Source organism: Deltaproteobacteria bacterium (assembly GCA_029860075.1).
Taxonomy (GTDB): Bacteria; Desulfobacterota; JADFVX01; order JADFVX01; family JADFVX01; genus JAOUBX01.
Map to the genome: position 1 here is coordinate 18,284 of JAOUBX010000059.1, position 11,287 is coordinate 29,570.

The window sequence follows — 11,287 nt, forward strand, 5'->3', positions numbered from 1 at the left end:
GAGGGGATAAATTATTATACAAAATTAAGGTTTCTAGTCGATTATTTTGCCTACCAGATCATAGGGATGGGCTTCGGTAATAAGGACTTCCCTCATCTCCCCGGTGGACGCGGTACCTTCGTTAATGTAGGTAATACCGTCTATTTCCGGGGCCTGAAAAGCGGCTCTTCCCTGTAATAAAAGATCCGTTTCCTCACTCAAACCTTCAATGAGAACTTTTGTTTTTTTGCCTACATGTTCCCTGTTTTTTTCAAGAGATATGCGTTGCTGCAGCTCCATGATCCTGTTGTAACGCTCCTCCTTTACCTCTTCATCGACCTGGTCGGGCATGGAGCCGGCTATGGTTCCTTCTTCCTGCGAATAGGTAAAAACACCGAGATGGTCGAACCTTGTCTCTTCGATAAAGGATAAAAGGTTTTCAAATTCCTTTTGCCCTTCTCCGGGAAAACCGACAATAAAGGCGCTTCTTAGCGTTACGTCGGGAATGGTTGATCTCAAACGGGCCACAAGATCACGGATCATCTTTTCCCTCGTTCCCCGCTTCATCCCCTTAAGGACTTTGTCGTCAATATGCTGGAGCGGCAAGTCGATATATTTTACGATTTTCTCTTCTTTGGCAATGAAATTGACCAGTTCCTCGTTTAAAAGGGTAGGGTAGCAGTAGAGCAGCCTGACCCAGTTGACTGTATCGATGGCAGTGATCTTTTCAAGAAGATTTTTAAGTGTTGTCGATTCCGGCAGGTCTCTGCCGTAAGCCGTCGTATCCTGGGCAACGAGGTTGAATTCCTTGACGCCATTTGAGGCGAAGTTTTTTATCTCCTCCACGATGGAAGCCTCATTCCGGCTCCTGAAATCTCCCCTCAACCTTGGTATAATGCAGAAGGTGCATGGATTGGAGCAGCCTTCGGCAATTTTAATGTAGGATGAATAAAAAGGTGTGGTGGAAATCCTTGGCGTCGTATGGTCGTGAATGTATTCGGGGATACCTGTTGCAACGACGGTTTCACCCTTTTTTGTTTCCACAACGAGATCGGTGATACGCTGGTACTCACCTGTACCGACAAAGAGATCGACTTCGGGGAGTTCTTCCTTCAGTTCCTCCTGGTATCTCTGGGTAAGGCATCCGGCTACGACGAGGAGTCTGCATATGCCTGATTCTTTATAAGAGGCGTATTCAAGAATTGCGTTGACAGATTCTTCCGTCGCCTTTTGAATAAAGGTACAGGTATTGATAATGATGATTTCCGCTGAGGCGGGGTTTTCCGTCAGTTCGTAACCTTTGTCGCCGAGGAGCCCCAGTATGACTTCAGAGTCAACCCTGTTTTTGGGACATCCAAGGCTGACCATTGCAATCTTTTCCAAGTTGATCCTTATAACGTGGAAAGAGCAGCTGTGCTGTAAACTCATGCTCAACTGCTCTTTCCATGATGATATTTTCCCACGATAGTAGCAGAGAGAGGGCAAAACTGTCAATTTAATCAAGGGCTCAAGATTTCATATGCGCTTGTCAGAATGAAAGAAATGACATCACATTAGTGCGCTTAAATTGAAAATTGATGGGATTTATTCTTGACTAAAAAGTTCACTATGAGATAGATTAACCCATTTCTATGCTTCATTTTTAAGGGAAAGGACGCCGTGCTTAACTACATTGAAAAAAGCAATTTTTTATATGATATAAAGCCTGTTCAAAATGCCTGGTTTCATGTAAAGGAATTTGCCGATCATCATCTTACCAATCCCCTCTCGCCTGTGGCGAGAATGCTTCTCACTTCAGACGGTTCCATGACCCAGATGCTGGAATCGCTCCTTCTTTCAAAGGTTTCCATGTCCATTGAAAGGCAGGAAATTATTGCTTCTGCGGCAGGCCTCAATATCGTCGATAGTGAAGGACGTAAGGCCCTTGCAAGGGAAGCCTGGCTCACTGACGGCAAGCGGCCTCTCATTTATGCGCATTCCATTCTTTTTTCTGATGATGGCAATTGTTCTCTTGAGTCCATTCAGGGCGTAAGCCAGCCTCTCGGCAGAATGTTGAGAGACGATAAGATAAAGACGCTGAGAGATGATTGTCATATGGGCATTGTAAGGAGCGAAAAAATTGCCGGGCGCCTTGGTATTAATACAGAAAATGATCTTTGGGCCCGCTATTACCGTTTAAACACTGATAGTGGTCTCAATGGCGTCATATTCGAGCTCTTTAACCCTGATCTCATCGATATGTAAATTTCTTTCCCTTTTCCCCCCTCATAAAAATGCAAGTCTTGCAGATGCCTCCTTTATCTGCTATCAAATAACTATACCCCTAACTTTAATTGAAGGAGGTCTACTATGGCTGTACAGTTTATGGCGACACCTTTTATTGTAATAATTGTCTTTATTATTCTTGGTATCAGGATCCTCAATGAATATGAACGTGGTGTTATTTTCAGGCTCGGCCGGCTTTCAAATACAAAGGGACCGGGCCTTCGCTGGATCATTCCTTTTATCGACAGGATGGTCAAGGTAGATCTAAGAACCGTTACCATGGATGTGCCCGGCCAGGATGTGATTACCAGGGATAATGTTTCCATCAAGGTCAATGCCGTTATTTATTTCAGGGTTATTAAACCGACAAAGGCTATTATCGAGGTAGAAGATTTTCTTTATGCCACATCCCAGCTTGCCCAGACCACGCTGAGAAGTGTCTGTGGAGAGGCAGAACTGGATGAACTCTTGTCGGAAAGGGATGCTGTAAATAAAAAATTACAGGAAATTCTCGATAAAATGACTGATCCCTGGGGGGTCAAGGTGTCTACCGTCGAGGTAAAGCATATCGACCTCCCGCTGGAGATGCAACGTTCTATGGCTAAACAGGCGGAAGCTGAAAGAGAAAGGCGCGCAAAAATTATTCATGCCGAAGGAGAACTTCAGGCCTCCTATAAGCTCTCCGAAGCGGCTCAAGTCATCGACAGGAGTCCGAAAGCACTCCAGCTCAGATACCTGCAAACCCTCTCTGAAGTGGCTGCCGAAAACAACTCTACCGTTTTATTTCCCATCCCTATCGATCTTCTAACGCCTTTCCTGGGGAAAAGTGAATCCGGAAAGGGGGGGTAAGTGCTGGCGTATAAGAAGATTTTGCTTGACTTTTTCAGGCCCAATTTTTAATAATTACTCTTTCGTTCGGGAGGGGCACCTTTGAAAATTACCCTTAATGAGATACCTGATGATGGTAGTCTTCGTGTTGAACTGAAAGAATCCGGGGAAGATCTGAATCGCTTTTTGGGCGAAAGTTCATCTCATATTCTAAAGTTTAAAGAACCTGCCGGTGGAATATTCGATATCTCGAAAAAAGAGCGGACGCTTTTTATCAATGTTCGGATTGAAGGCTCTGTTCAGGTTGTTTGTTCCCGATGTCTTGCAGATTTCGATTATCCGATAAATGGAACCAGCAAGCTTGTTCTGTATCCTGAATGCGCAGATGTTGAGAGTGTTGACCCTGATGATGACAGGGATTACTATGACGGTGAAAAGATCGATATCAAAGAGATCCTTGATGAAGAGACTTTGATGCTCGTTCCTTTTAATCCCCTTTGTCGGGATGATTGTAAGGGGCTTTGTTCTGTTTGTGGCGCTAATTTGAATGAAGGGGCCTGTGGTTGTTCCCGTAAAGATGTGGATGAGAGATTTTCCGTTCTTAAAGGATTGAAGATCTGATTTGATAAAAAATAAGAGATAGAGTAGGTTTGATATGGCTGTACCAAAGAGAAAAGTTTCAAAAGAGAGAAAGAGAAAGAGAAGGAGTCATCACGCACTGACGACTCCTAATGTTGTTAACTGCCCTGAATGTGGTGAACCGAGATTGTCGCACAGGGCTTGTCCTGGCTGCGGCTTCTACAACGGCAGGAAGGTACTTGCTTCCGAAGAATAGGCCATTCCTTTTATGAAAATAGCCTTGGATGCTATGGGGAGCGATAATGCACCCCAGGTTGAAATAGATGGTGCTGTTAGGGCGGCAAGAGAATATGATGTTTCCATAATTCTTGTCGGTGACCGGGAAATACTCGAAGCCGAACTGGCAAAGAGGGGAGCCCAGGACTTGCCCATTACAGTAAAAAGTGCATCGCAAGTTGTGGGAATGCATGAATCTCCCTCTGTTGCACTCAGGAAGAAGAAAGATTCCTCTATTCGGGTCGCATTTGATCTCGTTAAGTGTGGTGAGGCAGATGCTGTTGTAAGTGCCGGTAACTCCGGTGCCGCCATGGCAACAGGCATGTTTGTTTTGAGGAAGCTCAAAGGTGTCGACAGGCCGGCAATAGCTACTGTTGTGCCGACCCTTAAAGGGCAATCTGTGGTGCTTGATGTTGGTGCCAATGTAGATTGCAAACCTGATCATCTTGTTCAGTTTGCCGTTATGGGTGAAGTTTATGCCAGGTATGTTCTTGGTGTAGAGAGGCCGAAAGTAGGTCTCTTGAGCAATGGTGAGGAAGAGGAAAAGGGGAATGATCTCACCAGGGAGACACATGGCATACTGAAAAAAAGCGCCCTAAATTATGCCGGTTATATTGAAGGCCGCGATATTTATAGTGGTGAAGTAGATGTCGTTACCTGTGATGGATTTGTAGGAAATATCTTTTTGAAGACCAGCGAGGGATTGGCCGAGGCTATAGGGCGCATGCTCAAGGAAGAGCTTAAGAAAAGTTTTCTGTCCAAGATCGGTTATCTCCTTGCACGTGGGAGTTTCAAAACATTTAAAAAGAAGGTCGACTATTCCGAATATGGTGGAGCGCCGCTCCTCGGTATCAATGGAGTCGGTTTCATAAGTCATGGCGGTTCCAATGCCAATGCAATAAAGAATGCCATAAGGGTTGCTTCCGAGTTTGTCAGGAACAGGGTCAATAAGCACCTTCTTGAAGAGTTTGAGGATAAAGTTGATCTTGGTGAGATGAATTCACAGCAGCAATTGAAGGCTTCTTCGCAATAATGAATTTGTTGAAAAATAGATTGCCTCTTGAGGGAAGCTTGTGCTGAGAGGCAGGATAAAAGGAATCGGTTCCTGCTTGCCGGAAAAGGTGTTGACCAATGCTGACCTTGAGCAGATGGTCGATACCGATAATGAATGGATTGTTACAAGGACCGGCATCAGAGAAAGACGTATTGCCGCAGAGGGAGAGGCAACCTCTGATCTTGCATTTAAAGCCGCCGGTGAGGCCTTGGTCAACGCCGGTGTCGCGCCGGAAGATCTGGATCTGATTATTGTAGCGACGACGACGCCCGACTTTCCCTTTCCTTCGACTGCGGCTGTTTTACAGGGAAGGCTTGGAGCGAGGAGGGCTGCGGCATTTGACCTGCAGGCTGTTTGTACGGGCTTTGTTTATGCTCTTTCCACGGCCGACCAGTTTATAAAGAGCGGTATGTACCGCAAGGTACTTGTAGTGGGCGCCGAAGTCCTTTCCCGTATTATTGATTGGAAAGACAGGACAACCTGTATTCTCTTTGGAGATGGTGCGGGAGCAGTTGTTCTTGAAGCTGAAAAAGGAGAGAATGGTATCCTCTCAGCACATCTCCATGCAGATGGAAACCAGTATGACCTGCTTTATGTGCCTGGCGGTGGTTCGCGGGTTCCGGTCAGTCACGAACTCGTAGACAGTCGTGAGCAGTACGTTAAGATGAAAGGGAATGAAGTTTTCAGGGTAGCTGTTTCTGCTTTGGAAAGTACGGCCCTGGAAGCTTTGGAATATAATGGCATGACCGGTGAAGATATCGATCTTCTGGTTCCCCATCAGGCAAATATACGGATTCTTAATGCGACGGCGAAGAAGCTTGGTTTGCCTCCGGAAAGGGTGGTCATAACGGTGGATCGACACGGTAATACATCGTCTGCATCTATTCCGCTTGCATTGCATGAAGCGGTAAAAAATGGCAGGGTCAAGGATGGATCGATCATCCTTTTAGATGCCTTTGGAGGAGGTTTTACCTGGGGATCTGTATTAATCAGGTGGTAATTTTTTAATCTCTAAATCGGGAGGTGTTTTTATGGGGCTCATGAAAGGGAAGCGTGGCCTTATTGTTGGTGTTGCAAATGAAAAAAGTATTGCCTGGGCAATAGCTCAGGCGCTTCACAGGGAAGGGGCGGAGCTTGCCTTTACCTACCTCAATGGATCGCTGGAGAAGAGAGTGCGTCCCTTGGCTGAAAGTATCGGGTCAAGTGTTATTTTGCCTTGCGATGTGGGGCGGGATGAAGATATTGATGCTCTATTTGATTCCCTCAAAAAGGAGTGGGGCTCACTCGATTTTCTTGTTCACTCAGTTGCCTTTGCCAATAAGGATGAGTTGAGGGGCGCTTTTTATGATACATCAAGAGAAGGTTTTTCCCTTGCCGTCGATATTAGCGCCTATTCGCTGGTTGCTCTTACGAGAGGGGCCTTGCCGCTCATGGAAGGGAGAAATGGAAGCGTACTTACTTTGACCTATTACGGTTCCGAGAAAGTTATGCCTAACTACAATGTAATGGGGGTTGCAAAATCAGCGCTTGAAACTTCTGTCCGGTACCTGGCTGCAGACCTTGGTCCCCTCGGGCACAGGGTTAATGCCATTTCAGCAGGGCCGGTGAGGACGCTGGCTGCAGCGGGCATAGGTGACTTCAGGAAAATCCAGCTTGTTAATGAGTTAAGATCGCCTTTCGGAAGGCTTGTTACCCTGGAAGAGATAGGCAACACAGCGCTCTATCTTGCCTCTGATGCCTCGACAGGCATGACAGGTGAAATACTGCATCTTGATTGCGGATTCCATGCAATGTCGCTCTCTATTAAAGAAGCAACGCATATGGCTTCCCGTGAATAATTTTTTTCTTTAAAGAGTTTGTAATGTCTAAAACTGCATTTATATTTCCCGGCCAGGGATCTCAATACATTGGAATGGGAAAGGACCTTTGCCAAAACTTTGCCGCAGCACGTGAAGTCTTTGAAGAAGGCTCCGATACTATCGGACTGGACCTTAAAAAGATTTCTTTTGAAGGTCCCCAGGATCTGCTTAATCTGACGGCCAATACCCAGCCGGCTATTTTGACAGCCAGTATTGCTGTGCTTAAGGTTTTAAAAGCTGAAACAGGGTTTGAGGCTGTCTGTCTTGCCGGGCATAGCCTGGGAGAGTATACGGCCCTCTTTCATAGTGGTGTTTTTACTTTTTCCGATGCGGTAAAGATTGTCAGGAAACGTGGTGAGTTGATGCAGGAAGCGGTTCCCGCAGGAACAGGCGCCATGGCGGCAATCCTTGGCATGGAGAAAGATGATGTTGAGCAGATCTGCAATGAAGCGTCTGCCCTTGATATGGTCTCACCGGCCAATTTTAATTCTCCGGGACAGATTGTTGTTGCCGGCAGCAAGAAGGGTGTTGAAGCGGCAGTTGAACTGGCAAAGGAAAAAGGTGCTAAAAGAGCTATTCAACTCCCTGTCAGTGTTCCTTCGCATTGCAGTCTCATGGAGGGTGCCGGTGAGGAGTTAAGGCAGTATCTGGAAGGGTTTTCTTTAGGTGACCTTGACATTCCTGTTGTTTCCAATGTTGAAGCTGAACCTTATCCCGGCAAGCAGGAAATCGTAAATATACTGGTAAAGCAGCTCAGTTCTCCCGTCAGGTGGGATGATTCCGTACGTTATCTAAAAGCGATGGCTGTTGAGTCGGTTGTCGAGGTTGGGCCCGGCAAAGTACTGTCCGGCTTAGTTAAAAGAATTGACAGAACCATTGGGATTGTCAACGTTGAAGATAGTGTTTCACTGAAAAAAATGCAGTAAAGGAAAGGACGAGGAAGACGCTTATGAAATTAGAAGGAAAAAGTGCCCTTGTTACAGGGGGAGCACAGGGTATAGGTAAGACGGTTGCTCTTTTGCTTGCACGTGAGGGGGCAAATGTTGCCGTTTCTGATATCAATGCCGATCTTGCTGCTGCAACCTGCGGTGAAATTGAAGCATTGGGTAGAAAATCTGTGGCAATTGAGGGAAACGTTGCCGATTTTAAAAGTACTGAGGAGATGATGGCCTCAGTTGTTGACAAGATGGGAAGCCTTGATATCCTTGTTAATAATGCCGGCATTACCCGTGATACGCTTCTCCTGAGAATGAAGGAGGAAGATTGGGATGCCGTTATCAGCGTAAATCTCAAGGGTACCTTTAACTGTAGCAGGGCTGCTGTTAAATATATGTCCAAACAGAGGTCGGGAAAGATTGTGAACATTGCTTCCATCGTCGGTCTTATGGGGAATGTGGGGCAGGCTAATTATGCCGCTTCCAAGGCCGGTGTTATTGGTCTTACAAAAACGACTGCACGGGAATTTGCCGCACGTGGAATCAATGTTAATGCCGTTGCTCCCGGTTTTATTGCAACGGCAATGACTGATGCCATTCCTGAAAAGGCAAAAAATGAGCTTAATGCCCAGATCCCTATGGGAAGACTTGGAACACCCGATGATGTTGCCGAGGCGGTTCTTTTTCTTTCAGGCGCTGCATCAGACTATATTACGGGGCAGGTAATCAGTGTAAACGGCGGAATGTATATGTAATGTAGTATCCGGATTTTTAAGTCCGGCATAAAATAAGTTAAATTAAAGTAAATTTCAGGAGGTTTTAGCATGTCAATGGAGAATAAGGTTAAAGATATTATTGTAGAACAGCTTGGTGTAAATGCCGATGAAGTTGTCCCCGGTGCATCATTTATTGATGATCTCGGTGCCGATTCTCTGGATACTGTTGAGCTTGTAATGGCTCTTGAAGAGGAGTTCGGTGTCGAGATTCCTGATGAGGATGCAGAGAACATCAAAACTGTTCAGGATGCCATCGATTATATCAATAAGAACCAGGACTAAGTGATTCCCTTTCTCTAAGGAGAGATTTAGAATGAGAAGAGTTGTTGTTACCGGTCTCGGAGCCGTCACTCCTCTTGGTATTGGTGTTGAAAAAAGCTGGCAGGCAATTACCAATGGTGAGTCCGGCATTGGTCTGGTGACCAGGTTTGATGCGTCTGATTTTCCTTCACGTATAGCAGGTGAGGTGAAGGGATTTAATGCTGAAGACTATATGGATAAGAAAGAAGTCAAGAAAATGGATACCTTCATTCACTATGCCATTGCTTCCTGTCAAATGGCAATAGAGGATTCGGCGCTGTCTATTACTGATGAAAATGCTGAAAGGGTGGGCGTTATGGTTGGCGCCGGTATGGGTGGTTTGCCTGCTATAGAGCGTTATCACGAAGCCTACCTCGAAAAAGGTCCCAAAAAGATCTCTCCTTTTTTCATTCCCATGACCATAATTAATATGGCGGCAGGTCATATTTCTATCATCTATGGGGCAAAGGGACCCAATTCCAGTGTTGTGACGGCTTGTGCCACCGGTACGCATGCCATTGGTGATGCCTACAAGATCATTCAGCGCGGTGAGGCTGATGCCATGATTGCCGGTGGTACGGAATCGGTCATTTGTCCTCTTGCTTTTGGAGGGTTTGGTTCTGCAAAGGCCTTGTCCAGGCGCAATGATGAACCTGCAAGGGCAAGCAGGCCCTTTGATGCGGAGAGAGATGGTTTCATTATAGGTGAAGGTGCAGCCGTTGTTATTCTGGAAGAGTATGAATCGGCAAAAAAGAGGGGAGCCAAGATATACGGTGAGATCGTTGGTTACGGCATGTCGGGAGACGCCTTTCATATGACCTCTCCTTCATCTGGAGGCGAAGGCGCTGCGAGGTGTATGGTGCAAGCCCTGAACGACGGTGGGATCAATGCTGAAGAGGTGGGTTATGTTAATGCCCATGGTACTTCTACCCCTGCCGGAGATGCTGGTGAAACGATGGCTGTCAAGAAGGTATTCGGTGATCATGCGTACAAGCTGGCAGTGAGTTCCACAAAATCGATGACGGGTCACCTCCTGGGCGCTGCCGGTGCCGTGGAAGCGGTTTTTTCTACCCTGGCAGTTGACAGAGGGATTCTGCCTCCCACCATTAACTATGAAAATCCGGACCCTGAATGTGATCTTGATTACATTCCCAACAGCGCAAGGTCTGAAAGTGTTAAATATGCCATGTCAAATTCCTTTGGTTTTGGCGGCACCAATGCAACTTTAATCATAGGCAAAGTATAAATATGATTGCTATTGCCAGTGATCACGGCGGCTATGAATTAAAGGAAGACCTTAAGTGTTTTCTCGAAGAAGCCGGTTACAAGGTTAGTGACCTCGGCACATTCAATGATGGTTCTGTTGACTATCCTGATTATGGAATCGATTTGTCCAGGCGTGTTGCTTCAGGAGAATTTGATAAAGGGATTCTTTTGTGCGGCACCGGAATCGGCATGTCTATTGTTGCCAACAAGGTTCATGGTATCAGGGCAGCCCTTGTGAATGATGTTTATTCGGCTAAAATGAGTGCTCAACATAACGATGCAAATATACTCGTTATCGGCGGCAGGGTAACAGGTAAAGGTTTGGCCAGGGAGTTGGTTAAGGTATGGCTTGAGACTGCCTTTTCAGGTGGAAGACACCAGAAAAGGCTCGATAAAATAGCTGAGCTTGAAAAGTGCTGATTTCAGGTGATGGTTTCAAATTGAGACGTGACTTTATTTATTCTAAAATCCTTTTTTTTGTTTTTCTCTTGACAATTGGTTCTTGATTGGTTATAAATTAACGTTTTACAGATTTCCGGTTGCCGATGGCTGTTGGGAGTCTGTTTTTTCGTCTAATCTGTTTGGCTGGCGTAGCTCAATTGGCAGAGCAGCTGATTTGTAATCAGCAGGTTGCGGGTTCGAGTCCCATCGCCAGCTCCAGTAAATAAGGCCGGAATTTTTTTGTAAAGGGATTGTTGGTCTCAAGGTAATTGAGTGATTCCGGAGAGGTACCCGAGTGGCCAAAGGGAGCAGACTGTAAATCTGCCGGCTCAGCCTACGGAGGTTCGAATCCTCCCCTCTCCACCATTTGGGTGGTTCTGTTTATAGTTAAAAGTGCGGGTGTAGTTCAATGGTAGAACTCTAGCCTTCCAAGCTAGATGCGCGGGTTCGATTCCCGCCACCCGCTCCAGAAAAGCTGGGGTTGACTCTCCGGGGGATTTGTATCTTTTGCCCACGTGGCTCAGGGGTAGAGCACATCCTTGGTAAGGATGAGGTCATGGGTTCAATTCCCATCGTGGGCTCCATTTTAATTGCTTGAAATTATGAAACTGTATAGCAAATTTTAGGAGGTACTTGATAGATGGCTAAGGAAAAGTTTGAGAGGACGAAGCCCCATTGTAACGTGGGAACCATTGGTCACGTTGACCATGGAAAGACAACATTAACGGC

14 protein-coding genes and 4 tRNA genes are annotated in these 11,287 nt (G+C 46.1%); 17 read left to right on the forward strand and 1 reads right to left on the reverse strand.

The window, feature by feature from the left end:
* Positions 1 to 33: 33 nt before the first annotated feature.
* Positions 34 to 1,407 carry a 30S ribosomal protein S12 methylthiotransferase RimO gene (gene rimO, locus OEV42_15685; protein ID MDH3975719.1) on the reverse strand — a complete coding sequence of 458 codons (1,374 nt, stop codon included), beginning with the start codon at positions 1,405 to 1,407 and terminating at the stop codon, positions 34 to 36.
* A gap of 231 nt (positions 1,408 to 1,638) precedes the next feature.
* Here rimO and OEV42_15690 point away from each other — a divergent pair, with 231 nt between their 5' ends.
* The 17 genes from OEV42_15690 to OEV42_15770 form a co-directional block, all read left to right on the forward strand.
* Positions 1,639 to 2,223 carry a chorismate pyruvate-lyase family protein gene (locus tag OEV42_15690; protein MDH3975720.1) on the forward strand — a complete coding sequence of 195 codons (585 nt, stop codon included), beginning with the start codon at positions 1,639 to 1,641 and terminating at the stop codon, positions 2,221 to 2,223.
* A gap of 105 nt (positions 2,224 to 2,328) precedes the next feature.
* Positions 2,329 to 3,093 carry a slipin family protein gene (locus OEV42_15695; protein MDH3975721.1) on the forward strand — a complete coding sequence of 255 codons (765 nt, stop codon included), beginning with the start codon at positions 2,329 to 2,331 and terminating at the stop codon, positions 3,091 to 3,093.
* 81 nt (positions 3,094 to 3,174) lie between these two features.
* Entirely contained in the window at positions 3,175 to 3,693 is a 519-nt protein-coding gene (locus OEV42_15700; GenBank protein MDH3975722.1) for a DUF177 domain-containing protein, read from the forward strand.
* Between the two features lie 34 nt (positions 3,694 to 3,727).
* Complete coding sequence (gene rpmF / locus OEV42_15705; GenBank protein MDH3975723.1) at positions 3,728 to 3,907, forward strand: 50S ribosomal protein L32; 180 nt, start codon at positions 3,728 to 3,730, stop codon at positions 3,905 to 3,907.
* A 12-nt stretch (positions 3,908 to 3,919) separates the two neighbouring features.
* A complete protein-coding gene (gene plsX, locus OEV42_15710; protein ID MDH3975724.1) occupies positions 3,920 to 4,960 on the forward strand; it encodes a phosphate acyltransferase PlsX in 1,041 nt (346 codons plus the stop codon).
* 43 nt (positions 4,961 to 5,003) lie between these two features.
* The gene (locus OEV42_15715; GenBank protein ID MDH3975725.1) at positions 5,004 to 5,981 is read left to right on the forward strand and encodes a ketoacyl-ACP synthase III; all 978 of its coding nucleotides are present in this window, start codon (positions 5,004 to 5,006) and stop codon (positions 5,979 to 5,981) included.
* 31 nt (positions 5,982 to 6,012) lie between these two features.
* Positions 6,013 to 6,819 carry an enoyl-ACP reductase gene (locus tag OEV42_15720; protein ID MDH3975726.1) on the forward strand — a complete coding sequence of 269 codons (807 nt, stop codon included), beginning with the start codon at positions 6,013 to 6,015 and terminating at the stop codon, positions 6,817 to 6,819.
* Positions 6,820 to 6,842: 23 nt separating this feature from the next.
* Positions 6,843 to 7,766: an ACP S-malonyltransferase gene (gene fabD, locus OEV42_15725; GenBank protein ID MDH3975727.1), complete on the forward strand. Its 924-nt coding sequence runs from the start codon at positions 6,843 to 6,845 to the stop codon at positions 7,764 to 7,766.
* 23 nt (positions 7,767 to 7,789) lie between these two features.
* Positions 7,790 to 8,530, forward strand: coding sequence for a 3-oxoacyl-[acyl-carrier-protein] reductase (fabG, locus tag OEV42_15730; GenBank protein MDH3975728.1), 741 nt, complete (start codon positions 7,790 to 7,792; stop codon positions 8,528 to 8,530).
* A 69-nt stretch (positions 8,531 to 8,599) separates the two neighbouring features.
* A complete protein-coding gene (gene acpP, locus OEV42_15735) occupies positions 8,600 to 8,833 on the forward strand; it encodes an acyl carrier protein (protein MDH3975729.1) in 234 nt (77 codons plus the stop codon).
* A 31-nt stretch (positions 8,834 to 8,864) separates the two neighbouring features.
* Complete coding sequence (gene fabF, locus OEV42_15740; protein MDH3975730.1) at positions 8,865 to 10,097, forward strand: beta-ketoacyl-ACP synthase II; 1,233 nt, start codon at positions 8,865 to 8,867, stop codon at positions 10,095 to 10,097.
* 2 nt (positions 10,098 to 10,099) lie between these two features.
* On the forward strand, positions 10,100 to 10,537 hold the full coding sequence (rpiB, locus tag OEV42_15745) for a ribose 5-phosphate isomerase B (protein ID MDH3975731.1): 438 nt from the start codon (positions 10,100 to 10,102) through the stop codon (positions 10,535 to 10,537).
* 164 nt (positions 10,538 to 10,701) lie between these two features.
* A tRNA-Thr gene (locus OEV42_15750) sits at positions 10,702 to 10,777 on the forward strand.
* 62 nt (positions 10,778 to 10,839) lie between these two features.
* Positions 10,840 to 10,924 (forward strand) — tRNA-Tyr (locus tag OEV42_15755).
* A gap of 29 nt (positions 10,925 to 10,953) precedes the next feature.
* Positions 10,954 to 11,027, forward strand: a tRNA-Gly gene (locus OEV42_15760).
* 40 nt (positions 11,028 to 11,067) lie between these two features.
* A tRNA-Thr gene (locus tag OEV42_15765) sits at positions 11,068 to 11,142 on the forward strand.
* Between the two features lie 56 nt (positions 11,143 to 11,198).
* Positions 11,199 to 11,287 (forward strand): GTP-binding protein (locus OEV42_15770; protein ID MDH3975732.1); only part of this gene is annotated, 89 nt, incomplete at its 3' end.

Bases quoted from the DNA above. Each gene is read 5' to 3' on its own strand.
- fabG (MDH3975728.1), top strand. From the start codon at position 7,790: ATGAAATTAGAAGGAAAAAGTGCCCTTGTTACAGGGGGAGCACAGGGT.
- fabD (MDH3975727.1), top strand. From the start codon at position 6,843: ATGTCTAAAACTGCATTTATATTTCCCGGCCAGGGATCTCAATACATT.
- rpmF (MDH3975723.1), top strand. From the start codon at position 3,728: ATGGCTGTACCAAAGAGAAAAGTTTCAAAAGAGAGAAAGAGAAAGAGA.
- fabF (MDH3975730.1), top strand. From the start codon at position 8,865: ATGAGAAGAGTTGTTGTTACCGGTCTCGGAGCCGTCACTCCTCTTGGT.
- rpiB (MDH3975731.1), top strand. From the start codon at position 10,100: ATGATTGCTATTGCCAGTGATCACGGCGGCTATGAATTAAAGGAAGAC.
- acpP (MDH3975729.1), top strand. From the start codon at position 8,600: ATGTCAATGGAGAATAAGGTTAAAGATATTATTGTAGAACAGCTTGGT.
- plsX (MDH3975724.1), top strand. From the start codon at position 3,920: ATGAAAATAGCCTTGGATGCTATGGGGAGCGATAATGCACCCCAGGTT.
- OEV42_15695 (MDH3975721.1), top strand. From the start codon at position 2,329: ATGGCTGTACAGTTTATGGCGACACCTTTTATTGTAATAATTGTCTTT.
- rimO (MDH3975719.1), bottom strand. From the start codon at position 1,407: ATGAGTTTACAGCACAGCTGCTCTTTCCACGTTATAAGGATCAACTTG.
- OEV42_15720 (MDH3975726.1), top strand. From the start codon at position 6,013: ATGGGGCTCATGAAAGGGAAGCGTGGCCTTATTGTTGGTGTTGCAAAT.